The organism is Devosia sp. (assembly GCF_017744655.1).
GTDB lineage: Bacteria > Pseudomonadota > Alphaproteobacteria > Rhizobiales > Devosiaceae > Devosia.
The window spans coordinates 223,661-247,358 of record NZ_JAGIAW010000005.1; the positions used below are offsets into that span (position 1 = coordinate 223,661).

At 61.9% G+C, this 23,698-nt stretch carries 23 protein-coding genes, 1 other RNA gene and 1 pseudogene; 13 read left to right on the forward strand and 12 right to left on the reverse strand.

Going from position 1 to position 23,698, the window contains the following annotated elements:
• The first annotated feature begins 11 nt into the window (after positions 1–11).
• On the forward strand, positions 12–575 hold the full coding sequence (locus J7557_RS11945; RefSeq protein ID WP_291420290.1) for a hypothetical protein: 564 nt from the start codon (positions 12–14) through the stop codon (positions 573–575).
• Here J7557_RS11945 and truA read toward each other — a convergent pair.
• From truA to def, 3 genes are all read right to left on the reverse strand, one after another.
• The gene (gene truA / locus J7557_RS11950; protein ID WP_291420291.1) at positions 572–1,309 is read right to left on the reverse strand and encodes a tRNA pseudouridine(38-40) synthase TruA; all 738 of its coding nucleotides are present in this window, start codon (positions 1,307–1,309) and stop codon (positions 572–574) included. The two genes, J7557_RS11945 and truA, sit on opposite strands and share 4 nt — an antisense overlap.
• Positions 1,309–2,235 (reverse strand): methionyl-tRNA formyltransferase, encoded by a 927-nt coding sequence (fmt, locus tag J7557_RS11955; protein WP_291420292.1) that lies wholly within the window; start codon positions 2,233–2,235, stop codon positions 1,309–1,311. Before fmt ends, truA begins: the two co-directional genes overlap by 1 nt.
• A 147-nt stretch (positions 2,236–2,382) precedes the next feature.
• On the reverse strand, positions 2,383–2,898 hold the full coding sequence (def, locus tag J7557_RS11960) for a peptide deformylase (RefSeq protein WP_291420293.1): 516 nt from the start codon (positions 2,896–2,898) through the stop codon (positions 2,383–2,385).
• A 133-nt stretch (positions 2,899–3,031) separates the two neighbouring features.
• On the opposite strand from def, the gene rmuC reads away from it, so the two are divergent.
• Positions 3,032–4,456, forward strand: a complete 1,425-nt coding sequence (gene rmuC / locus J7557_RS11965) for a DNA recombination protein RmuC (RefSeq protein WP_291420294.1) — start codon at positions 3,032–3,034, stop codon at positions 4,454–4,456.
• Between the two features lie 149 nt (positions 4,457–4,605).
• On the opposite strand, the gene J7557_RS11970 is transcribed toward rmuC, so the two are convergent.
• Entirely contained in the window at positions 4,606–4,818 is a 213-nt protein-coding gene (locus J7557_RS11970) for a DUF2945 domain-containing protein (protein ID WP_291420295.1), read from the reverse strand.
• A 211-nt stretch (positions 4,819–5,029) separates the two neighbouring features.
• On the opposite strand from J7557_RS11970, the gene J7557_RS11975 reads away from it, so the two are divergent.
• From J7557_RS11975 to J7557_RS11985, 3 genes are all read left to right on the forward strand, one after another.
• Positions 5,030–6,562 (forward strand): Do family serine endopeptidase, encoded by a 1,533-nt coding sequence (locus J7557_RS11975; protein ID WP_291420296.1) that lies wholly within the window; start codon positions 5,030–5,032, stop codon positions 6,560–6,562.
• Positions 6,563–6,663: 101 nt separating this feature from the next.
• Positions 6,664–7,335: a response regulator transcription factor gene (locus J7557_RS11980; protein ID WP_291420297.1), complete on the forward strand. Its 672-nt coding sequence runs from the start codon at positions 6,664–6,666 to the stop codon at positions 7,333–7,335.
• A gap of 3 nt (positions 7,336–7,338) precedes the next feature.
• Positions 7,339–8,778, forward strand: coding sequence for a HAMP domain-containing sensor histidine kinase (locus J7557_RS11985; RefSeq protein WP_291420298.1), 1,440 nt, complete (start codon positions 7,339–7,341; stop codon positions 8,776–8,778).
• A gap of 256 nt (positions 8,779–9,034) precedes the next feature.
• Here the strand turns inward: J7557_RS11985 and J7557_RS11990 are convergent, their stop codons facing one another.
• Positions 9,035–9,898: an LOG family protein gene (locus J7557_RS11990; protein WP_291420299.1), complete on the reverse strand. Its 864-nt coding sequence runs from the start codon at positions 9,896–9,898 to the stop codon at positions 9,035–9,037.
• 121 nt (positions 9,899–10,019) lie between these two features.
• Here J7557_RS11990 and J7557_RS11995 point away from each other — a divergent pair, with 121 nt between their 5' ends.
• From J7557_RS11995 to recR, 5 genes and pseudogenes are all read left to right on the forward strand, one after another.
• A complete protein-coding gene (locus J7557_RS11995) occupies positions 10,020–10,853 on the forward strand; it encodes a DUF817 domain-containing protein (protein WP_291420300.1) in 834 nt (277 codons plus the stop codon).
• Positions 10,854–10,893: 40 nt separating this feature from the next.
• Positions 10,894–10,989, forward strand: an RNA gene (ffs, locus tag J7557_RS12000) — signal recognition particle sRNA small type.
• A gap of 109 nt (positions 10,990–11,098) precedes the next feature.
• Positions 11,099–12,904, forward strand: a pseudogene (locus J7557_RS12005) (DNA polymerase III subunit gamma/tau); the annotation flags it as partial.
• The gene (locus J7557_RS12010; protein ID WP_291420301.1) at positions 12,901–13,224 is read left to right on the forward strand and encodes a YbaB/EbfC family nucleoid-associated protein; all 324 of its coding nucleotides are present in this window, start codon (positions 12,901–12,903) and stop codon (positions 13,222–13,224) included. The pseudogene J7557_RS12005 and the gene J7557_RS12010, both read left to right, overlap by 4 nt.
• Before the next feature lie 121 nt (positions 13,225–13,345).
• Positions 13,346–13,939: a recombination mediator RecR gene (recR, locus tag J7557_RS12015; RefSeq protein WP_291420302.1), complete on the forward strand. Its 594-nt coding sequence runs from the start codon at positions 13,346–13,348 to the stop codon at positions 13,937–13,939.
• A gap of 152 nt (positions 13,940–14,091) precedes the next feature.
• Here the strand turns inward: recR and J7557_RS12020 are convergent, their stop codons facing one another.
• Complete coding sequence (locus J7557_RS12020) at positions 14,092–14,799, reverse strand: LuxR C-terminal-related transcriptional regulator (protein ID WP_291420303.1); 708 nt, start codon at positions 14,797–14,799, stop codon at positions 14,092–14,094.
• A gap of 187 nt (positions 14,800–14,986) precedes the next feature.
• Positions 14,987–15,379 carry a large-conductance mechanosensitive channel protein MscL gene (mscL, locus tag J7557_RS12025; protein WP_291420304.1) on the reverse strand — a complete coding sequence of 131 codons (393 nt, stop codon included), beginning with the start codon at positions 15,377–15,379 and terminating at the stop codon, positions 14,987–14,989.
• Between the two features lie 169 nt (positions 15,380–15,548).
• Here mscL and J7557_RS12030 point away from each other — a divergent pair, with 169 nt between their 5' ends.
• Positions 15,549–17,168, forward strand: coding sequence for a hybrid sensor histidine kinase/response regulator (locus J7557_RS12030; protein ID WP_291420305.1), 1,620 nt, complete (start codon positions 15,549–15,551; stop codon positions 17,166–17,168).
• A gap of 212 nt (positions 17,169–17,380) precedes the next feature.
• Here the strand turns inward: J7557_RS12030 and J7557_RS12035 are convergent, their stop codons facing one another.
• Both J7557_RS12035 and J7557_RS12040 read right to left on the reverse strand, forming a co-directional pair.
• Positions 17,381–17,770 (reverse strand): PRC-barrel domain-containing protein, encoded by a 390-nt coding sequence (locus J7557_RS12035; protein ID WP_035082688.1) that lies wholly within the window; start codon positions 17,768–17,770, stop codon positions 17,381–17,383.
• A 78-nt stretch (positions 17,771–17,848) separates the two neighbouring features.
• A complete protein-coding gene (locus J7557_RS12040) occupies positions 17,849–19,459 on the reverse strand; it encodes an EAL domain-containing protein (protein WP_291420306.1) in 1,611 nt (536 codons plus the stop codon).
• 148 nt (positions 19,460–19,607) lie between these two features.
• On the opposite strand from J7557_RS12040, the gene J7557_RS12045 reads away from it, so the two are divergent.
• On the forward strand, positions 19,608–19,865 hold the full coding sequence (locus J7557_RS12045) for a hypothetical protein (RefSeq protein WP_291420307.1): 258 nt from the start codon (positions 19,608–19,610) through the stop codon (positions 19,863–19,865).
• Positions 19,865–20,158 (forward strand): hypothetical protein, encoded by a 294-nt coding sequence (locus J7557_RS12050; RefSeq protein ID WP_291420308.1) that lies wholly within the window; start codon positions 19,865–19,867, stop codon positions 20,156–20,158. The genes J7557_RS12045 and J7557_RS12050 overlap by 1 nt, the downstream gene beginning before the upstream one ends.
• Before the next feature lie 46 nt (positions 20,159–20,204).
• Here J7557_RS12050 and J7557_RS12055 read toward each other — a convergent pair whose 3' ends face one another.
• From J7557_RS12055 to J7557_RS12065, 3 genes are all read right to left on the reverse strand, one after another.
• Entirely contained in the window at positions 20,205–20,870 is a 666-nt protein-coding gene (locus J7557_RS12055) for an OmpA family protein (protein WP_291420309.1), read from the reverse strand.
• A 115-nt stretch (positions 20,871–20,985) separates the two neighbouring features.
• Positions 20,986–22,065 carry a DUF4037 domain-containing protein gene (locus J7557_RS12060; protein WP_291420310.1) on the reverse strand — a complete coding sequence of 360 codons (1,080 nt, stop codon included), beginning with the start codon at positions 22,063–22,065 and terminating at the stop codon, positions 20,986–20,988.
• A gap of 8 nt (positions 22,066–22,073) precedes the next feature.
• Positions 22,074–23,399, reverse strand: coding sequence for a hypothetical protein (locus tag J7557_RS12065; RefSeq protein ID WP_291420311.1), 1,326 nt, complete (start codon positions 23,397–23,399; stop codon positions 22,074–22,076).
• Positions 23,400–23,698 lie beyond the last annotated feature (299 nt).

Below are 23,698 nucleotides of genomic sequence, written 5' to 3' on the forward strand. Positions count from 1 at the left end.
GATCCACGCCCTTGGCCCAGCCTAATTCTCCCTTTTTCGAAGAAGCCGCGAGCGCCGTCCGAGGCTGCGTTGCCCTCATTACCGGCAAGCGCGATGCTTCGGCCTATTTCGATTTTTCCCAGCGCGGCCTTGTCGGCAGCCTGATCGCGGCGGTCGTCGCCGTGATGCTGGCCGGCTTTGGGCCGGTGCTGTTCGGGATCAACATGCCGGCCGGGGCGGCGACGCAATCGGTCATCGTCAATGCTGTGCTCTTCGTGGCGCAGGCGGGCATGGCTGCCCTCGTCCTCAGGCAGATGGGACGGCAGGATGGGTTCATTCCCTATCTCGTTGCCAGCAATTGGGTGACGCTGGTTTCGGCGGTGCTGCTGCTGATTTCGACGCTGTTCGGCGAGGCCGGCATCGTGCTGCTGCTCGGCATTGCCATCGTGGCGCTGCTGACGTTCATCAATATCGGCCGCTTCATCGTGACGCTGGCGCCGCTGCAGATCGGGCTTTTGTTCGTATCGCAGGCCGTGGGCGTGTTCCTGGCGCTGGGCATTGTTGCCTTGTTCCTCCCGGCGCCGGCGCTGACCTAATAGTCGACTTTAACGAAGTAGAGCCCTGCTGATGGCGCCATGGCGCCGCAGCGGCTGCGGTCGGCTGCGTCGAGCGCGGCGCGGAAATCGGCCGGGGTCCATCTGCCCTCACCAACCAGTTTCAGCGAACCCACCATGGAGCGCACCTGATGGTGGAGGAAAGAGCGAGCGCTGGCGGCAACGACGACGTGGTCGAGTTCGCGGCGCACGGCAAAATGGTCGAGCGTGCGGATGGGCGAATTGGCCTGGCACTCGGACGAGCGAAAGGTCGTGAAATCATGGCGGCCGAGGATTTTTTGGGCGGCTTCGTGCATCACTTCGGCATCGAGCGGCATGGGGACGTGCCAGACCTGATTGCGCTCGAGTGCGGCGGGGGCGCGGCGGTTGAGGATGCGGTATTCGTAGTGACGCGCGAGGGCTGAGAAGCGGGCCTCAAAGGTTTCGGGGACGATTTCGCAATCGATGACCGCGGCGGGGTTGGGGCGCAGGTGATAGTTGAGTGCCTCGCGCACGCGAAACGGGTCGCGGTCGGTCGAGAGGTCGAAGTGGACGACCTGGCCGAGGGCGTGGACGCCGGCATCGGTGCGGCCGGAGGCCTGCGTCGTCACCGTCTCGCCAGAGAAGCGGAAGATGGCTTCTTCGAGGGCCTGCTGCACGCTCATCCGATCGGCCTGGCGCTGCCAGCCGCAGAACGGGGTTCCATCGTACTCGAGCGTGATGCGATAGCGGGGCATCAGCCGATGACGGTTGCGGGCAAGACCCCTGCCCCGCGCAGGAACGTTGCGGCATCCATGGCGCCCTTGCCTTCGCGCTGCACCTGGGTGAGGCGGACGGCGTCGGAACCACAGGCGATGGTGAGTTCGGGGCCGATCAGGGTGCCGGGGGCGGCATTGCCGGATGCGAGCGTGGAGCGCAGGGCCTTGATGCGGGTCGGCTTGCCGGCCAGCTCAAGCTCGAACCAGGCGCCCGGGAACGGCGAGAGGCCGCGGATGGTGTTGTGCACCTCTTCGGCGGATTTGGAGAAATCGAGCTTGGCCTCGGTCTTCTCGATCTTTGCCGCATAGGTAACGCCCTCTTCGGGCTGGGGCGTGAAATCGAGGCTGCCGCGTTCGAGCGCGGCGAGCGCGCGGCCCATGAGATCGGCGCCGAGGCGCATCATCTGGTCGTGCAGTTCGCCCGCGGTCATGTCGGGGCCGATGGGGATGATTTCGGTCGGGCCCATGGCGCCAGTATCGAGACCTTCGTCCATGTTCATGACGACGATGCCGGTCTGCTTGTCCCCGGCCATAATGGCGCGCTGCATGGGCGCGGCACCGCGCCAGCGGGGCAGGAGCGAACCGTGGAGATTGAGGCAGCCTTCGGTTGGCGCTTCGAGGATGGCCTTGGGCAGAATCAGGCCATAGGCGACGACCACGGCAACATCGGCGCCGAGCGAGGCGAATTGCAGCTGTTCGGCTTCGTTACGGAGGCTTTTAGGCGTGAAGACGGGAATGCCGAAATTCTCGGCCGCTTCATGCACCGGGCTCTTGCGCTCGGCTTGGCCGCGGCCGGCCGGCTTTGGCGCGCGCGTATAGACGGCGAGGACTTCGTGGCCGGAAGCGACGATCTCGGTCAGCGTCGGCACGGAAAATTCGGGCGTGCCCATGAAGACGACGCGCATGACGAGAGCCTCTCTTTTTCCTCTCCCCATCGGGGAGAGGGTGGATCGCCCGCAGGGCGAGACGGGTGAGGGTGCTCTAGCCCAAGGCGCAGCACCCCCTCATCCGGCGCTTCGCGCCACCTTCTCCCCGATGGGGAGAAGAATAGATCAACGCGCGGCGAGCTTTGCCTGCTTGTCGAACTTCTTGATGACGCGGTCGCGCTTCAGGCGGCTGAGATAGTCGATGTAGAGCACGCCATCGAGGTGATCGAGTTCGTGCTGGATACAGACGGCGAGCTTGCCATCGGCGTCCTTGGTGACTTCCTGGCCGTCGAGGTCAGTGTACTTCACCGTGACCGTGGAAGGACGCTCGACTTCATAGTAAAGCTCGGGGATCGAGAGGCACCCCTCTTCGGTCACCTGGATCTCGTCGCCGAACTTGGTGATTTCGGGATTGATCATGACGAGCGGCGTCGGGGTTTCGCCTTCGGGGGCGAGGTCCATGACGACGATGCGCTTCATCACCCCGATCTGGGGCGCAGCAAGGCCAATGCCCGGCGCGTCATACATGGTATCGAGCATGTCCTTGGCCAGCGTCTTGATCTCTTCGTCGACCTCGACGATGGGATCGGCAACTGCGCGCAGGCGCGCGTCGGGAATGATGAGAATAGGGCGGATGGCCATGGCAAAGGTCCGGCGATATCTGGATTTGCCAGTGATATGGCGTCTTGAGGCTCTCTGGTCAACTGCGCAGCGGGTTTGCGCACCGCGCAGAATAGAACATTTTAAGAACAGAAGAATCGGGTAGAGTGCCCCCATGAGTGAACTCGACACTATTCTGTTCATGGCCGGCTCTGTGCCGGTGACCCTGGGGCTTGCGCTTGTTGTCGGCATCGTGGTGCTGCTGGCGACAGGCGTTTTTCTACTCGTCGGCTCGGCGCGCGCCAATGCGCAGCGGGCCGATGAAGTGGCGCGGGAAGCGAGCGAAAACCTGAAAGCCAGTTTTCTCGAACAGATTGCGCAGCGCGACATGCGCATTCGCGACCTTGATCTCGGGATTGCGCGCGAGCGCGAGCGGTCGGGCGAACTGATCGACAATGAGCGGGAAAAGAACAGCGAGCTGACGGCTGAACTGGCGGCAATGCGAACGCGGCTCGACGAGCAGGCGCGGCAGAACGAAGCCAATATGAAGCGCTTTACCGAAGCGCGGCAGCAGATGACCGACGAGTTCAAGGCCATTGCCGGGGACGTGCTCAAAAGCCACGGCGAGACGTTTTCCAAGCAAAACCGCGAGCAGGTCGATACGCTGCTGAAACCGCTGCAGGACAAGATTACCGAGTTTCACAAGAACCTCGTCGAAGATCGCTCCGCCATGGGCGAGCGCATTCGCGCTCTTGCCGAGAGCAATCTGCAGATCACCACGGAAGCGCAGAATCTGACGCGGGCGCTAAAAGGCAATTCGCAGACGCAGGGCGCCTGGGGCGAAATGATCCTGTCCACAATTCTCGAGCAATCGGGGCTGCGGGAGGGCGAACAGTATTTTACCCAGCAGAGCCATAGCGGCGAAGACGGGCAACGCGTCCGCACGGATGTCGAAATCCTGATGCCGAACGGGGACAAGCTGGTCATCGACTCAAAGGTGTCCCTGACCGCCTTCGAAGCCTTTGTGAACAGCGAGGAGCTGGATCGTGACCAGCATCTGCGCGCCCATATCACCTCAGTGCGCGGGCACATCACGACGCTGGGGGACAAGAGCTACCATCGCGCGGCCAAGTCGAGCCTCGACTATGTGATGATGTTCGTGCCGATCGAGTCGGCGCTGGCGACGGCGATTCAGCATGACACCAAGCTTGTCGAATTCGGCATGGGCAAGGGCGTGATGCTGACCACGCCGACGACGCTGATGACGGTGCTGCGCACCGTGCGCAATGTCTGGGACATCGAAAAGCGCCACCAGAATGCGGAGGAGATCGCAGAGCGCGCCGGTGCGCTTTACGAGAAGGTCGCCGGGTTCCTTGGGACGATGGACAAGGTGGGCAGCAGCATCGAGCGCGCGCAGCAGGATTTTGCCAAGGCCAAGGACCAGCTGTCCACCGGGCGCGGCAATGTGGTGCGGCAGGTGGAGATGCTGCGCGAACTTGGCGCGAAGTCGGGGAAGAGTTTGCCGGCGGGTTGGGATGGCGGGAGCGATGAGCAGCGGACGCTTAGGCTTGTGGGTGAGGAGCCGGGGGACAGGAATTAAAGGCTGAGCGTGCTGCCACCCCCTCCCGGCCTCCCCCATCAAGGGGGAGGTGAAGGTCAGCGATTGGGGTGAGATATTGCCACACGCTCGATACGACACCTCCCCCTTGATGGGGGAGGATGGGTGGGGGGATGGCAGGCACCGGCGCCCTACCCTGCCCGCAATTCGCTCCGACTTTTCAGCACCTGATCCCCATCCTCCTGCTCGATGAGATAGGCCGGCTCCTTCCGGCTCGCTTCGCGTGTAACCTCGGTTCCCTTGATGGTGCGGGTCACGCGACTGGTGAAGCGCTCGATGATCTTGCCGTGCGCCTCGTGTGCGCCCCAGGTCCAGCTAACTTTCGAACCTTTCCGAGATGCCATGAGATCGCCTCCTCCATGGGGCAATAACCGTCCGTTCAAACGGTTGCCAAAGCCCGATTTCGCCGGGATTGTGGCCGCCGGATTAACGCTGCCGCAATGCAGCCAGCAACATTGCGAAACATTAATGCTGGCGCAACTTCCCAGAAAGGCGGCACGTTCCATATCTAGTGCCACAAGCTGTTGAGAGCTTTTTCGAAGGAGACTTTTCCTTATGCGTCCCACTCTTCTTTCGCGTACGCGCCGCTGGCTTGGAGCATCGGCCCTGGCGCTTCTGGTGGGTATCGGTGGCGTGTCCACGGCATTCGTGCTGACGGGTCAGGCTGCCAATGCCCAAGTGCGCAATGTGGCTCAGATCGCTGTGCCGCAAGTCACCCAGCAGCAAGGCTTTGCCGACCTCGTTGATGCCGTGAAGCCGGCAGTCGTGTCCATTCTCGTTGAAGCTCAGGAACCGGCCCGCACGGTGCAGCGCGGCGGCGGTGACAACTTCCAGTTCAACTTCCCCGACCTGCCCGAAGGTCACCCCTTCCGTGACTTCTTCGACCAGTTCGGTGGCCCCGGAGGCCCGCGTGGTCAGGGTGGCGATGCCAAGCCGCGCCAGTTCATGGCTGCCGGTTCGGGCTTCATCATTTCGGCTGATGGCTATGTGGTCACCAATAACCACGTCGTTTCCGATGCCACCAAGGTCACCGTGATCTTCGAAGACGGCTCCGAACAGGTTGCAACGGTTGTCGGCACCGACGAGCGTACCGACCTTGCCGTACTCAAGATCGAAGGCAAGGACCTGCCCTTCGTGACGTTCGAGGACACCGCGAGCCGCGTTGGCGACTGGGTGGTTGCCGTTGGTAATCCGTTCGGCCTCGGTGGTACCGTGACCGTCGGCGTAATCTCGGGTGCCGGCCGCAATATCGGCGGCTCCAGCTATGGCGATTTCCTGCAGATCGACGCAGCCGTGAATACCGGCAATTCGGGCGGCCCGGCCTTCAACACCAAGGGTGAAGTGGTCGGCGTCAATACTGCCATCTATTCGCCCAATGGTGGCAATGTCGGTATCGCCTTTGCCATTCCGGCCCACACGGTCAAGCAGATCGTCAACCAGCTGATCGACACCGGTACGGTGACCCGCGGCTATCTTGGCGTCTCCATCCAGGACGTGACCAAGGACATTGCCGATAGCGTTGGCCTCGCCAATGCCCGCGGCGCCATTGTCCGCGAACCGGCCTCCGATGGCCCTGCCGGTGATGCCGGCGTCAAGTCCGGCGACATCATCACCCAGGTGGATGGCGACCAGATCGATGACGCGCTCGACCTCAGCCGTACCATTGCCAACAAGGCACCGGGTTCGGACGTCGAGCTGACCATCTGGCGCGATGGCGCGGAGACCAAGCTGACCGTCAAGCTCACCGAGCTGACCGAACAGGCTGCTCCGACCCAGGATCAGGCACCGGTTCCGCCGGCCGACGTTCCGGAAAGCACCTCTAGCCTGGGCATGACCCTGGTTCCCAATGGTGACGGTTCGGGCGGCCTCCTGATCCAGGACGTCCAGCCCGACAGCACCGCAGCCCAGCGTGGCCTCGCCGTTGGCGACGTGCTGCTCGAAATCGACAACAAGCCGCTGAGCACGATTGCCGATTACGATGCCGCTATCTCGGGCGTGCAGAGCAAGGGCCTCGATACGGCCCTGGTCAAGGTTGCCCGCAACGGTGAAGCCCGCTTCATCGGCCTGCCGCTCGGTGAAGAAGGCTAAAACAACAGCGCTTTTGATTGCCTAGCGGCTCGAAAGCGCCCTATGGGCTCCGGGGTTTCCCTCCCCCCGGAGCCTTTCAGTTCAGTAAGCGGAGCACCGGCATGAAGATTTTGTTGATCGAAGATGACCGGGAAGCCGCGAGCTATCTTATCCAGGCATTGGACGAAGCGGGCCATGTGACCCACCACGCCAGCGACGGCGAAACCGGCTATGCCATGGCTTCGGGCATGGACTATGACGTGCTCATCGTCGATCGCATGCTGCCCCGGCGCGATGGCCTGTCCATCATCGAGAGCCTCAGGGCCGAGGGCGACAATACGCCCGTGCTCATTCTCTCCGCCCTTGGCGAAGTGGACGACCGCGTGACGGGTCTGCGGGCCGGGGGCGACGATTATCTCACCAAACCCTATGCCTTTACCGAACTCCTGGCGCGCATCGAAGTTTTGGCGCGACGCTCGAGCCCGGCTGAAGCTGCAACCAACTACAGCGTCGGCGGGCTATCGCTCGATCGCCTGAGCCGCAAGGTCGAGCGCGACGGCGAGGCCATTCTTTTGCAGCCGCGCGAATTTCGCCTGCTCGAATATCTGATGAAGCATGCGGGCAAGGTAGTGACCCGCACCATGCTGCTCGAAAATGTCTGGGACTATCATTTCGACCCCCAGACCAATGTAATCGACGTCCACATGTCGCGCCTGCGCTCGAAAATCGACAAGGGGCATGACAATGCCCTGCTCCATACGGTGCGCGGCGCCGGCTACATGATCCGGGACTAACACGTGAGCCGCTTCGCCCAGGTCTGGCGGACCTCCACCGTTCGCCTTACTGCCACCTTCATCGCCATTTTCGTCGTCTTCGCCATCCTTCTCATGGGCTTTATCGGCTGGCAGTCGAGCGTGCAGATTCAGCGCCAGCAGACCGACGATATCGACCGCGAGGTGCGCCTGTTCCAGCGCATCGAGGCAACGCAGGGCATTCGCGCCCTGGCCTTTGCGCTCAACCGGCTATCGAGCCAACCGGGCCCTGGCGTTTACTATCTCGGCGATGCCGCGGGGCAATATCTGCTCGGCAATATGAGCGATGTGCCGCCCGATGTGCTGATCGATCCGGGTGTCTACAGTTTCGATTATGATCGGCCCGACCCCTTGGGCGCCGATGCCGGCCCCGAGCCCAGCGGGTCGAGGGGACCCGACGGCGGCCCACCCCCAAGGCGTTCGGGCGTTGCCGTGGTCAAATCGGTGGAACTCAACAATGGCATGCGGCTCGTTGTGGGACGCGACGTCGTCGAGCGGCGCGGCTATTCGGCCATCATCCTGCAAAGTTTTCTCGTCGGCGTCGTCGGCATTATTTTGTTTTCGGTCGTCGCTGGCGGGGTGACGGCGCGGCGGGTGCTCAAACGCATCGACACCATTCGCGATACCTCGACAAAAATCATGTCGGGCAATCTTTCCGAGCGCGTGCCGATCACCAAGCGCAATGACGAGTTCGACGGGCTGGCGCGCAATCTCAATGCCATGCTCGACCGTATCGAACAGCTGCTGCAAGGACTCAAGGAAGTCACCGACAATGTGGCGCATGACCTGAAAACGCCGCTGACGCGGCTACGCAACCAGGCCGAGGGCGCGCTGCGCGATACGGCAAGCCCGCAAACCAAGGAAAAGGCGCTGGAGACGGTGATCGCCGAGAGCGACAAGCTGATCCAGACGTTCAATGCTCTGCTGATGATCGCCCGCGTCGAAGCCGGGGCGCCTTCGGGGGCGCTGTCTGAGATCGATGTCAGCGCCATCGTTGCCGATGTGGCCGAGCTCTATACGCCCGTTGCCGAGGACGAAGGCATCGAGGTTGCAACCGATATTGCCGAAGGGGTTACGCTCAAGGCCAATCGCGAACTGATTGGGCAGGCCATGGTGAATCTCCTAGAAAACGCCATAAAATATGCCAAGCCCGAAGACGGCAGCACCGGCAAGATTGCCGTGAGCCTCAAGCGCGCGGGCGGCAGCGTCGCGATTGTCGTGGCAGACAATGGCCCCGGCATTGCCGAAGCCGACCGGAGCCGGGTGCTGGAGCGCTTCGTGCGGCTCGAAAAGAGCCGGTCGGAGCCGGGCTCGGGGCTGGGGCTGGCGCTGGTCAATGCCGTGGCGCGGCTCCATGGCGGCAGTTTCCGCATCGAGGACAATGGCCCGGGCGTGCGCGCGGTGCTCGAGGTACCGGGGAGCTAGAGCTTTTCATGTTTGAACCGCTGCCCCAGTAGACCTCATCCTGAGGCGCGGAGCGAAGCCTCGAAGGGTTTGACTGGCTGCAATCGCTCCAGTGGAGCAATTGCAAGGAAGAACGCCCAGAGCGCTACGCGTCGGGCTATGGGCGTGGCACTATGGCGCAGGCCTGCCCGACCTCGTGGTTCGAGGCTTCGCTACGCTTCGCACCTCACCATGAGGTCTTCTAGGCTTTTCAGTTTACAAGCAAAGCTGCGATGCTCTAGCCCCCAAGCCAGTCCGGCTCTTCGGTTTCCGGCAGCTTGTAGAAATCGCGGACCACGGCCCAGCCTTCTTCGGCCGTATCGACGATGGAGAACAGCTCCGGGTCGGTTGGGGAAATGGTGCCGGCCTCGGCGAGAGCCTGGAGGTTGATGACCTTGTCCCAGAATTCTTTGCCGAAGAGCACGACCGGGATGCGATCCATGCGGCCGGTCTGGATCAGGGTCAGGGTTTCGAAAAATTCGTCGAGCGTACCAAAGCCGCCGGGGAAGACGGCAACCGCCTTGGCGCGCAGCAGGAAGTGGATTTTTCGCGTGGCGAAATAGTGGAAATTGAAAGAGAGGTCGGGCGTCACGTAGAGGTTCGGCGCCTGTTCGTGCGGCAGCACGATGTTGAGCCCAATGGAGGGCGCGCCCATGTCGGCTGCGCCGCGATTGCCCGCTTCCATGACGCCGGGACCACCGCCGGTCACCACGACATATTCGGTGAAATTGCTCGCGGCCGAGGTTTGGCTTGCCAATTGGGCGAAGCGCCGGGCCTCGTCATAATAGCGCGACGCGGCTTCGAGATTGCGCTTCTGCACTTCGTTCTTGGCCGCCCAGGCGGGCTTGCCGGGTTCGGGAATGCGGGCGCCGCCGAAGAGCACGACGGTCGAAACGATGCCGCGCTCGCGCAGGCGGAATTCGGTCTTGAGATATTCGAGCTGGAACCGGACGCCGCGGGTGTCTTCCGAGGTCATGAAGTCGTCGTCGGCAAAGGCGAGCCGATAGGCGGGATTTTCGGTCTGGGCCGTCTGCGGCGCTTTCTTGGCGGCGGCAATGTCCTGCTTGGACGTGCGCAGCGAGGTCGGGTGGCGTCTGGCCAAATGGCTTCTCCGTTCCGAATCCGGTCTTGACCGGCGCGCCACAATTCGGCGCCTTTGCATTGGGCATAACCAGTGCGGTGAGCCGGGGCAAGGGCGGGAGGAATCCATTCAGTTCACGAGTGTGGAAGCCAGGATCGATGCGGCGGCGCATCTCGTCCTCGCGCGCCTGCCGCGCGGCGCCGTTGCCGATGGTCTCATCGAGTTCCTGGTCTTCGGGCTCAAGCAGGCCTGGGCCTGCCTTTTTGGCGGGCTGATGCTGGGGATGATCATCGTCACCCGTCTATGGTGGCCCGAAATCGGGCTCAACCGCTACGACTTCTGGTTTGTCGCCGCGCTTGTCATCCAGGCCGGGATGATCCTCTTTCGGCTGGAAACGCTGGATGAGGCGCGAGTGATCCTGATCTTCCACGTCGTGGGCACCATCATGGAAGTGTTCAAGACCTCGGTGGGGTCATGGGTCTATCCCGACGATGCGCTGTTCCGCATTGCCGGGGTGCCGCTGTTTTCAGGTTTCATGTATGCCTGTGTCGGCTCCTACATGGCGCGCATCCAGCGCATTTTCGACATCACCTTTACCCGCTATCCGCCGATCTCAATGACGGTGCTGCTGGCTCTGGTCGTCTATGTCAATTTCTTCAGCCACCACTATTTTTATGACTTTCGCTGGTGGCTGTTTGGCGGGGTCGTGCTGCTCTATGGGCGCAGCTTCATGCACTATCGCGTGTTTCGCTTCCGCCATTCCATGCCCATGCTGGTGGCCTTCCTGCTCGTGGCGCTGTTCATCTGGATTGCGGAAAACATCGGCACCTGGAGCCGCGCCTGGATCTATCCGAGCCAGGAAAATGGCTGGAGTCTCGTGAGTTTTGAAAAGCTCGGCTCGTGGTATCTGCTGATGCTGATCTCGGTGGTGCTGGTGACGTTGGTGCATCCGCCGCGACGGCATAAACCGGACTGACCCCTTGCTTTCGACACCATTTGTTCGCATATAGCCAATCGGGAGGTTGGCGCGGACGTGTTCCTCGCCAACCGGGTCAGGTCCGGAAGGAAGCAGCCCCAACGAGATCCTCACGGGTCGATGCCAGCCTCCTACTCAATTCTCTGTTCGTATCTGGCAATTTGAGCCGCAGGCTTTTGCGGGACGAACGTCATTGCCCTATGGTCAGAAAATGACCCAAGGCCGAATCCCTAAGGCACAGGCAGGAAAGGGCAAAAATGGCTGACGCTCAGACCACGCCCTATCTGGTGCTGGCCCGCAAATATCGCCCGCGCGACTTCTCGACCCTCGTCGGGCAGGACGCGATGGTGCAGACGCTGGGCAATGCCTTTGCGCAGAACCGCATCCATCATGCTTTCATCATGACCGGCGTGCGCGGCGTGGGCAAAACCACGACGGCGCGCATTCTGGCTCGCGCCTTCAACTATGAAGACGAAAACGGCCGCCGCCCGACGCTCGATCTCGAAAAAGAAGGCATGCATTGCCGCGCCATTATCGAGGGACGCCATGTCGACGTCATCGAAATGGACGCCGCGAGCAATACCGGCATCAATGACATCCGCGAGATCATCGACTCGGTGAAGTATGGCCCGGCCTCGGCGCCCTACAAGGTCTATGTCATCGACGAAGTGCACATGCTCTCGACGGCGGCCTTCAACGGCCTCCTGAAGACGCTCGAGGAACCGCCGCCCTACGTCAAATTCATCTTCGCGACGACCGAAATCCGCAAGGTGCCGGTCACCATCCTGTCGCGCTGCCAGCGGTTCGATCTTCGGCGCATCCCCGCCGATATCATGACCGCCTATCTCGAAAAGATTCTCGGGCAGGAAGGCATTGGCTTTGAGCCCGATGCCCTGGCCATGATCGTGCGCGCCGGCGAAGGCTCGGCGCGCGATAGCCTGTCGCTGCTCGACCAGGCCATTGCCCATGGCGGCGGGTCGGTTTCGGCGGCGACGGTCAAGACCATGCTGGGTCTGGGCGATCGCGCGAGGATCATCGACCTTTTCGAGGATGTCATGGGCGGCCGTGTCGCCGAAGCACTGACAGCGCTGCGCGAGCTTTATGATCTTGGCGCCGATCCGCAGACCATGCTGGCGGACCTGGCTGAATTCACTCATCTCGTGACGCGCATCAAGGTCGTGCCGGCGGCAGCCGACGACGCATCGCTGACCCCTGACGAGCGCAGCCGTGGCCGCGATCTGGCGCAACGCCTGCCGATGCGGGCGCTGACGCGGGCGTGGCAAATCCTCTTCAAGGGCAATGAAGAAACGGGCCGCGCCGGCAATGCGCTGCAGGCGGCGGAAATGACGCTGATCCGGCTCGCCTATGCTGCCGACCTGCCGAGCCCGGACGAGGTGATTTCAAAGCTTTCCGGCCAGGTGCTGGCCAATGCGCCACTGACGCCCCCTGCCCCGCGCCTGCCGCCCAATGGTGGTGGCGGGGGTGGCGGCGCAACAGCGCTGCGCGTCGAGGCGCCGATGTCAGCGCAGCCACAGGCTGTCGCGACGCAGGCGATTGCCTCAACGCAACCACAGGCTATGGCCGAAACTGCGCCCGTCACGCGGCCGCAGGCAGTCGTGGCGCCGGCCTTGGCGACTGTCGCGACCTACAAGGACCTCATTGCGCTGGCCACTGCCAAGCGCGATGTGCTCGTAAAACTCGCGCTCGAATCGCAGATGCGGCCGATTTCCTTCGAACAGGGCCGTATCGAGGTGGCGCTGGCCGATGGCGCCGATCCCGGCATGATCGCGACGCTGTCGGCGCGGTTGCAGACCTGGACCGGTCAGCGCTGGCTGGTCATGGTTTCGACCAAGCCGCCCGAGGGCCTGACCATCCGGCAGGAGCGCGAGCAGCGCAAGGAAGCGGCCACCGCGGCGGCTCATGAGGACCCGCTTGTGAAGGCCATCCTTGAAACCTTTCCCGGGGCCAAGGTCGTTAACGTCTCTGTGCGTGACGAAGAAGCCGCCATTCCCGAAATCGCCCCCGCACCAATCGAAGAGGACGACGAATGAAAGATATCATGGGCATGATGAAGGCCGCCAGCGAAATGAAAGGCAAGATGGAGGCCATGCAGGCCGAGCTTGCCGAGATGGTGGTTGAAGGCCGCTCCGGCGGGGGTCTCGTCACTGTTGCGCTTTCGGGCAAGGGTGATTTGCGCGGGCTCAAGATCGATCCGACGCTGGCCAATCCGAGCGAGATCGAAGTGCTTGAGGATCTGATCGTCGCCGCGTTCAACGATGCCAAGGGCAAGAGCGAAAGCGAAGTGCAGCGCCGCATGGCGGAAGTCACCGCCGGCCTGCCGATCCCGCCGGGAATGAAGTTCCCGTTCTAAATCGATCACTGCGTCATTCCCGCGAAAGCGGGAATCCTTGTTTCGGCCCTCAAACAGAGATCTCCGCTTTCGCGGGGATGACATTGTGAGGGTGGGTGTATGCAGAGCCAAGTCGCAAAAAATGCCATCCGGCGGACCTGAAATCGAGCAATTGATCCAGCTTCTGGCCCGCTTGCCGGGCCTGGGGCCGCGTTCGGCGCGGCGGGCTGTGCTGCATATGATCAAGAAAAAGGAGCAGTTGATGCTGCCCCTTTCGGCGGCGCTCGACCGGGCCGTGGCGGCGGTAAAAACCTGCGAAATCTGCGGCAATGTCGATACGACGTGCCCCTGCTCGATCTGCTCGGACCCGCGGCGCGGCGATAGCGGTATTCTGATCGTCGTCGAAGATGTTTCCGACCTCTGGGCGATGGAACGCGCCGCGCCGGGCCAAGTACGCTACCATGTGCTGGGCGGGGTATTGTCGCCGCTCGATGGCGTGGGGCCCGACGATCTCAATCTCGACATGCTGATTTCGCGCGCACCGGACTATTCGGAGATCGTGCTGGCAATGAATGCCACGGTCGATGGGCAAACGACAGCGCACTACATCACCGACCGGCTCGAGCCGGGAACGAAAGTGACAAGGCTCGCCCATGGTGTGCCGATCGGCGGGGAACTCGACTATCTCGACGAGGGCACGCTGAGCCAGGCGCTGCGGGCACGGACGCAGATTTAGGTTTTTGGGCCGAAGCACGCTCTGTGAAGCGTTTCGCGCGAGATTGTCACCCCGGCGCAGGCCGGGGTAACAGCCGGTGGCAAAAGTCGCACCTGTTCTTTGGCTTTCGATCGGTAGGAATTTTTTCTGGACTACCAGAGTCCTCGACCACCTCAGCTCGTCAGCACGATCCGCATCAAATCCGCCGTGTTCTTGGCGCCGAGTTTTTCCATAACGCGGGCGCGGTGGACTTCGATGGTGCGGGGCGAAATGCCCAGTTTTCGGCCCGCTTCCTTGTTCGATTGCCCATTGGTGATGAGCTGAAGCACTTCGCGTTCGCGCGGGGTCAATTGGGAGAAACCCCGTACCTCCACGGGGCGCCTCCCACCCTGCATAGCGCCCAGATGCACGTCGCGGCGCAGGGCGTCGCGGATGATGCCGAGCAGGTGTTCGCTATCGATGGGTTTTGGCACCACATCGGTCGCGCCCAGTTTCATGGCCGTGACGGCGGCTTCAAGCTGGGGAGAATTGGCCAGCATGACCACCGGCGTGCCGGTATGCAGCGCCTTGACGCGTCGCAGCAGCGGCAGGCCGCTCTCCTGGCCGATGACCAGGTTGACCACCGCCACATCGACCCGTCGTCGTTCGAGCGAGGCGAGGAAATGCCCGGCCTCGAGCGAGAACATGGTCTGAAAGCCTTCGAGGCGGAACAATACGCTCAGCCCCTCGCAGATGGCGGGATCGTCGTCCACGATATGGATCACACGGTCCCGATTGAGAAATGAATGATAATAAGTGTCGTCGCTCATCGTGCCCAAAGCCCCTTTGGCAAGGTTCGCATTACCCTTGGGCCGGAGCCGCATGACAGTGGAAAAACGCATCCACCGTCCTCCGTCCCACTCACCCCTGTAGTTTGCTCTAAGTGGTCATGCCGTCCGATAGAGAGAATACTTAAGTGTCACTACGCACTTGCTAGGTATATTTGCCTAACATAAAATGGTCAACAGATATTATTCCTAGATCGTAGACACAAAAAAGCCGGCCTCTGCAAGCCGGCTTTTATTCGCGTCAGACGCGGGGATTGGTGCGCAGGGCGTCGCGGATTTCGGTGAGCAGGATTTCTTCCTTGGTCGGGGCGGGCGTGGTTTCGACCGGCTCCTGGGCCGCTTCGCGCTTGAGGCTGTTGATGGCCTTAACCACGAGGAAGAGCACGAAGGCGACGATGGCGAATTTGACCACGGCATTGATGAAGAGGCCGATATTGACCCGCGCCTCGCCCACGGTCAGCACGATGCCGGAAAAATCGATGCCACCGATGATGATGCCGATGAGCGGCATGAAGATATCGTCGACGATGGAGGACACGATGGCCCCGAAGGCGGCACCGATGATCACGCCGATGGCGAGGTCGATCATGTTGCCCTTGACGGCGAAATCACGGAATTCCTTAACAAAGCTCATAGGTTCGACCCTCTTCAAACGGGAAAGCGGCCTCCGGTCAGGACGTTAACGGAGGGATAACCAACATTTCCGACCTTTCGGCAATTTGCAATGGTCCCTCAGTCGAACTTGCGCCCCTGCGCCGGGGGGCAGATAACGGCTCTCAACAATTCGAGCTTGTCTGAAATCCATGGCGCTTTCCTCTGCTGACAGTTCAGCCAGCCTCCGGCTGGCCATCGACTATCTGCCCCAGGGCATTGCGGTCTTCGATGCGGGGCTGCGGCTCGTCGTGTCGAACCGGCGCTATAATCTGCTGCTCGCTTTGCCCGAGGACCTGATCCGGGAGGGCACAGCGCTTTTCGACATTGCACTGTTCCTTGCCGAGCGCGGCGACCTTGGCGTGGGCGATGCAGCGCGGCTCGCCATCGAGCGCATCAACCTGCTTACCGAAGCGCCGATAACGGTGACCCAACGCCTCGGCAATGCCGGTCAGACGCTGGAATTTCATTCGAGCCGGCTCTCGGATGGCGGACTTGTCATCACCTTTTCGGATGTGACGGCGCGGGTGAAGGCGGAGCGCGAACTGGAGCGGGTCAATTTTTCGCTCGAAGGTCGCGTCGAGGAGCGCACGGCAGACCTGACGCGCGTTAATGCCGAGTTGGAGATTGCGCGCGCCAAGGCTGACGCCGCCAATCACGACAAGACCCGATTTCTGGCGGCGGCGAGCCACGATCTTCTCCAGCCGCTCAATGCCGCGCGGCTCTATACATCCACATTGATCGAGCGGGCCAAATCCACTGCCTTTGCCGAATTGGCGACCTCTATCGAAGCCTCGTTGACGGCGGTTGAGGAGATCATGTCGGCGCTGCTCGATATTTCACGCATCGATAGCGGGGCGCTCAAGCCCGCCCCTGCCCCGGTGGCGGCGCAGGACCTGTTGCGCAAGGCAGAGGTGGAATTCGCCCCCCTCGCCCGCGAGCACGATGTGACGCTGCGCATCGTCAAGACAGCAGCCTCGGTGATGGCGGACCGCTCGCTGGTCGGGCGTATCGTGCAGAACCTTGTTTCCAATGCCATCAAATATACCCCGGCGGGCGGCAAGGTGCTGGTGGGCCTGCGGCGGCGCGGCAATCGTCTGCGGCTCGATGTGATCGATACGGGCATCGGTTTCAATAGGGATCAGCACCGGCTGGTCTTTGCCGAATTTTCCCGGCTCGATCGGGCGGCGCGCATGGCACAGGGGCTGGGGCTCGGGCTTTCCATCGTGCAACGCCTCGTCTTGGCCATGGACCTGACACTGGAACTCGACAGCAAGGAAGGGCGCGGCTCGCGCTTTTCGCTCTATCTCCCCGTGGTGCGCAATGCCCGGCCGGCGCAGGGCGAAAGCTGGCCGATGGTGGAAAGTAATGTCGGCACGCTCAATCTGAAGGTGCTGTGCGTCGACAATGAGAAGGCCATTCTCGAAGCCATGCAGGGCCTGCTGGAGCATTGGGGCTGCGACGTGCGCGTGGCTCTGTCGCTCAAGCAGATCGACAGGGAGCGCCTCTTGGAGGGGTGGTATCCCGATCTCGTGCTGATGGATTATCACCTCGACCAGACTTCGGGCCTCGATGCCATCGAATGGCTGCGGCATAATCTCGGTGGCCATCTGCCGGCGGCGCTGGTGACGGCCGATCGCAGCCCTGCTGTGCGGGCGCTGGCCGAGGATCGCGGCATTCTGGTGGTGACCAAGCCGGTCAAGCCCGCGGCCCTGCGGGCGACGATCAGCGGGTTGGCCAATCAATCGGGACGGGGTACGCGGGTTGGGTAAAGCTGACTCTTCTCCTTCGTCATTCCCGCGAAAGCGGGAATGACGCGGTGGATGGGATGGATGTCTTCAAAGGCAAAAATCCAAAAGCCAAAAAGGCCGGCACCCGGAAGGGGCCGACCCGATGCAGTATCATTTATTTGAAAATGGCTGCCTGAAAAGCTTCTGGTGCTGAAAGCCGGTCGGTGCCCGGGTTTTCCCGAGCACCGGAAAGGTCAGATCCAGTAGGGCGTTACGCCATAATAGTCGTAGACGCGACGACCGTTTTCTTCGGTAAAGTAGTCGTCTTCTTCGCGTTCATAGCGCGGGGCGCCTTCGAGCTGATCCTTGGTCACATCGACGCGGTAGCCGCCGAGGCTTTCGTCATAGTTCAGCTTCGACCAAGGCAACGGATAGTGCTCGTGCCCCATGCCGAGGAAGCCGCCGAAGCTCAGCACCGCATAAGAAACCTGACCCGAGCGCTTCTCAACGAGAATGCGTTCGATCGAGCCGATATGCTCGCCCATGGGGTCGTAGACCTTGGTGCCTTCCACCTTGTCGGAAGCGATCAGGTCGTGGGTTTCCTTGATGTCGGCGTCTGCCTTGCGAACGTCATCATAGGCCATTTCGGTCCTCCTGGGTTTGTCCATGGCCGAGCAACGCAGCGTGACGCGAAGCGGTTGCCCGGCCTGAAACAAATGTGATCAGGCAACCAATCTGGGTTTGGCGCTGGGGCGCGGGCCGCGCTCGGCGATGAAGCGGGCAAAGGCCTCGCGGTCGAGCGGGCGGGAAATATAGTAGCCCTGAGCGAAGTGAACCTTGCCTGAGGCCTTGAGTTCGCTGAGGCGCGCCGCGGTTTCGACGCCTTCGACGACGATCTTGCGGCCCGAATCCTGCACCATGTCGATGGCGTGATCGAGCATGCGGGCCATGACCGATTCATCGGGTGCCATGGCAAAGCTGCGGTCGAGCTTGACCCCGTCGACGGAGAGACCAGCCAGGGTGTGCATAGACGAATAGCCGGCGCCAAAATCGTCGATATAGATGTGCGCGCCTGCATCGCGCAGGCGCTCGATTTCGCCTTGGGCCGTCTCCAGTTCGAGGGCGCCGGTTTCGACGATCTCGATGGTCAGATCGAAGTGCGAGCCAGAGGCGAGGAAGGGCGCGAAAATATCGAGCAGCACGGCAGCATCGAGATCGCGCGGAAAGATATTGAAATTGACCTGCATGCGCTTGCCCAGAGGCACGAGCGGCAGCAGTTCGGCATGGGCGCGCTCGACGATGAGGCGCGTGAAGGGCTGGGTCAGGCCATGCTCTTCGACAATGGGAATGAAGCGATCGGGATAGATCATTGTGCCATCGACATCGTGCCAGCGGGCAAGAACCTCGCAGCCGGTGACGAAGTCCTTTTCGAGATCGAGCAGGGGCTGATAGGCGCAGGCGACCCCGCGCGACTGGAAGCGGCGGAGGAAGCGGGATTCGAAGGACCAGTGACGCGCGAGCAATGCATAGAGCTTGCTCGAGAGCCAGGCCGAGACAATGGCGCAGACGATGAGGCTGAGCGCGGCGACGACCCCGCCAAGGCCTAGCAATTGTCCGATCGTGGTACGGGCAGCGACGCAGTGAAGACCCGCCGGGTCGCATTGAGTGGTGGTAAGGGCTCCGTCGCGCAGGCCCATGGGGCCATCGGGTTCGGTGATGCTGGCGGCATAAAGGCCGGGCTCACCTGAAGCATGCCACCAGCGCCCGTCTTGGGCCCGGATCACCACTTCGAATTGCAGCCATTTCGACGCGGTCGCTTCCACCGGCGTCGTCGGCACGACCATGCCGTGATTGCCCCGCACGGCAAAGGACCCCTTGAGCCCCCCAAGGCCGAGCTCTTCGAGATTGCGATTGAGCCAAAGGGTAACGCTGAAGCCATTGGCAGGGAGAATATCGGGTTCGCCGAGATCGATCGGCTTGGGCAACAACCCGTTATTGGCGGTGCAGATGACCTTGCCGCTCTCGAAGAAGAACAGCTCGTTCATGCCGTCGGGCAGAAAGGCGACGCGGCGCTGCTGGGCGGCATATTCGGCCGAGCAGGGATTGGCGGTAAGTTGCTGGTCCATGATGTCGAGGGTCGAGAGCACATTGGTGCGCACGCGCGTATAGGTCTGCATGACCCGCGCGACTTCGGCATTCATGCTGACATGCAGTTCGCGCAGGATGAAGCAGGCGCTGCCCGACAGAAGCGCAAGGAAGCAGACGAGCCAGAGCACCGACTTGACCTTATTCTGGTGCCTTGCCGATATGAGAAACGATATAATTGTGTTCATCAGCGCCCCCCGCCGAGCGGAATGATGCGCAAGGACCTCTCAAGGCGGCGTTAATCCCTACCCTTGCCAATTCGTCTCCAATGGAACTGTCGTCTGCGACAGGCATTTTTCCTTGAGGGCCTTAAGCGCATGAGACGAGGACGGAAAAATGGTTTTCGGCAATCTTGAAGAAGAGATCATGAGCCGGGACAACCTGACCCCGATGCAGATTGCCCAGCACAGCCTTTTCACCGCGCGCGAAAAGCTCGACCTCCTGCAACAATTGAGGGCCGATGCGGCCGGTGCCGCGGCCGAGGGCCGTGAATTCGGGTTCACTTCGGGCGAGATAGACGAGGCTATCGCCCATGTGCATCAAGGCGTGCAGAATGGGGTGGGGACGGAAACCGCTTTCAAGGGAGATTACTGATGGCCAATGACAAGGACGGGCCGGCGCCCAGCGTCGCCAAGGTGGATTTTATGGTCGACGAAAAGGGCTCGAAGATCGATGTGCCCGATGGCTCTGATCTGCGACCGACCGGCGATATCGAAGCTGCCATGGGCGGCACCAGCCCGGCCCAGTGGTGGCTTTATGGGGTCGTCGCGATTGTCGTTGTTGCGGCCATTGTCCTCGCGATGCAGATCTTTTCGGGTGCGCCGGGCACTGCCGTGCAGCCGGGATCGCCGACTGCGGCACCGGTGACCGAAACCACCACGCAATAAAAAAGCGGCCCGGGAGGGCCGCTTCTGATCCAAAAAAAAAACCGACTTAGCCGCGAATAGGCGAAATCTGGATTTCGACGCGGCGGTTCTGAGCGCGGCCGGCTTCGGTGGCGTTGGAAGCGATCGGGCTTGAGGCGCCCTTGCCTTCGATGAAGAAGCGGCGCTGGTCGATGCCCTGATTGGCAAGGATGGTGGCGACCGAAACGGCGCGACGCTGGCTGAGCTCGAGATTGTGCGCAGCGCTACCGGTGGAGTCGGTGTGGCCATAGACATCGACAATGGTCTTGTCGAACTTGCGCAGCACAAGGCCGACGGAAACCAGCGTCTGGTTGAACTGCGGCTGCACCGTCGACTGGTCGGTGGCGAAGGTGATGTTGGACGGCATGTTGAGAATGACCTGATCGCCAACGCGGGTCACGGAAACGCCGGTACCCTGGAGCTGGGCGCGGAGTTCAGCTTCCTGCTGGTCCATATAGGAACCAATGGCAGCGCCACTGAGGCCGCCGACACCAGCGCCGATCAGCGCGCCGACGCGCGGGTCGCCGCCAACCGCTGCGCCAACGATGGCACCGGCAATGGCACCGCCGCCAGCGCCGAGCAGCGTGCCGCCGGCGGTGTTGGAAAGCTGGGACTGGCCAGTATAGGGATTGGTGGTGGTGCAGGCAGAAAGTGCCAGAGTGGCAGCAAGCGCGACGAGAACCTTGGTCTTCATGTTTTCCCCCGAAGGAATCTGAACAGTGGCCTTTGATTGATCTTCATTACGGCAGGAGCGTGATGAGGGAAAGATACTGAACGATGGATGAATAGGACCGGACGTATTGACGGCTTCAGTTCGCCTCGTCGCCCAGTACCTGCCTGATAACGGCACGCGTCTTGCCCGGATCGGTCAGGAGCGGCGTCAGGTCGCTGAGTTGGTCGATTGCTCCGATGACCGGGAGCGCGGCGATCTCGGGATCAGCAATGGCCGCCATGGCGCTGGCGACAGCGTCGTCGGTATTGATGGTGGTGAAGGGCCGGTCGAAATAGGGCCCGACTACAGGTTCGAATGGCGCAATGTCGTGCGCCCTCTGCCACTGCGCCAGCGCCAGATAGGCTCCGGCGAGGGCCTCGCCCCTTTCTTTCCATGCATCAGCCCGCAAGGCTGCTTCGAGATGCGGAGTGAGGGTGCTGGCGATGGGCAGTCGAGCAAAGCCGGTGCCGAACCATTTGGGATAGGGCGCATAGCGCCGCTCCAGCAGGAAACCCATGGCCATCACGTCGCGGCACAATCGTGCGGCGATGACGCGGGAGCCGAGATCGTCACCGGCCTGCCCGGCACGGCCGACAAAAGCCTGTTCCTCGGCAATGCGACGCCACTGGCAGGCGATCTTGTAAAGCCAGACATCGCGCGGAAAATAGGCAAGGGTTTTGCGCAGGGCTTCGAGCCGCCCGCCATCGTCGCGAAAAACGGCGCCTGCGGTGAAGGCGAGGAGGCTTTGTTCGGGCAGACCCAGCCAATCGAGTGAAGTGAGATTTTCGAGCGAGCGAAGGCCGGTATGGGCCTGCAAGCGGCCCTCAAAAGTGTGAAACTCCAGCCCATGCTCCATGGCACCGACGGCATCGGGGCCATTGGCGGCAGGATGCGGACGGCTGCGCCAACCGGCAGGTTCGCCGAGGAAGGTTTCGGGCACTACCGCGGCGAAATCGGCCAGCAGGCGGGCGGCGTGAGCCGCGAAATCGCGCGCGTCGAGATAGAGATGGACCCGCGGCCCCCAATTGTGGTCCCGGGAGATCTCGTCATCAAAACCCAGCAGTTCCGAGCCGTAGCCGATGAGCGCAGCGGAATGCGGCAGGTCGGGCGCGACGCGGGAAAGCCAGGGCGCGACGATATCGCCATAAAAGCGGCGCGACAGTTCGATGCCCTGCATTGGTTCGCTCAGCGCAGACGCTCTACCGACGGCGCCATCTTGTGCGGGGCCACGTCGCGGGCTTCCACTTCGTCGAGCAGGCGCAAAATCTTTTCGACATTGGCGATGTGGCGCTGCTCCATGGAGAAATTCAGCGTCACGTAATCGCGGCCGGGGCAGAAGGTGCAGATGTTCACAGCTGCGTGCCAGGCGCCGCAATAGAGCGGCTCGACCATGCCATGGGTCATGGGCCCATAGGTGCGGTGCGGCGGAACCAGCGTGAGCACGATGTGCATGCCGCCGTTAAAGCGCCAGAAGCGCTTGTTGGGGAGGCCAGGGAATACGCGATTGAGCGCGCGCATGGCCCGGAACATCGACATGATCACCACCTGGAAGGAGGTAATATCCTTCTGTTCGATGCCGGCCACGGTGTCGTCGACGGCGCGGACATAGGCGACGAAATCGTCCATCACCTTGAACTTGGCTTCGAGCGCCCGGACGCGGAAGAAGTCGTCGTCGGTATTGTTCCGCTTGGTGTCGAGCATGGTATAGGCCGCGCCGATTACCTTCTTGCTCATGTGCTTTTCCGCCCCCTCGCCATTGAGCGCATGGGTGACGAGCGCGAACATCAGCGAGCGCTGGCGCACGCCGAGCTTGTTGGCAAGCTGACGCAGGCGATGGCGCTCGATGGCAAGGGTCTTGAAACCCCAGGGCTGCTCGGGGGGCGCGAAGACATTGGCGAGCACGAGATAGATGAATGCCGTCATGCCGCCGCGGAAAGCGCTCTTGATCCGATCAAAGAGCGGCAACTTGTTGCCTTTGTCCGACTGGACACCGTGCCCTGCCGAAGCGGAACGGGTGAGGAGCGCAGAATCCGAGCCTTCGAGCAGCGCATGGCTCGAGCGCACCTGCAGGATCGAGGCGCGACCCTCTGCATCCGGGCCACCCCGGCGCACTGCTACCATCAGGCGAAAGAGCGGCAGATCCCCGCGCTCAAAAATGTCGTGGGACTTGCTCAGCCACTTGTCGGGATAGCCGTCGAATTCGTCGACCACTTCGACCGAGGTAATGGCGTCGAGCAGGTGTTTGGGGAAAGGCTGGCCGGGCTGGGCGCCGACAAAGCCGTGGGTGAGCTGCGGTGCAAGGGCCACCATTTCGGCCACGACATTCCCGAGGCTCTCCTTGTCGTAACTCTGGGTCGAAAAGGCGGTAAAAAAGACCGTGTCCTGGCCTTGATACAGGAACCACTGGAAATCGGTGAACAGGGCCTGTGGATCGCGCTTTACGGCGGCGCTAGCGAGGGCCAATGCGTCGGAGTGCTGGCCTGCAAAAGAAGAAGACGAAAAACTCTTCACTTGATTACCCCCTCATGCCGTATCCCCCCGGCATAGTGATCTAAGCGCACTCTTTATTAGCCGGCAATGACTTGGAACCGGCCCGGTTAATGCGCCGGGGCGCAAAACGCGCGATTTGTTGCTTCTGTGACATTATTTCCGGTCCCGGTCCCCGTCTGAACCGACGGGGCACCGTCACAGTCCGCAAAGTCGGGGATGCAGAGATCTGCAGTTGGCAGAACCGTCGCAAAACTTTAGAATGGTTCTTGAAATCACCGCCGGAGACTCTCCGGTTGCGCGTCGAATTGACCTATATCAAA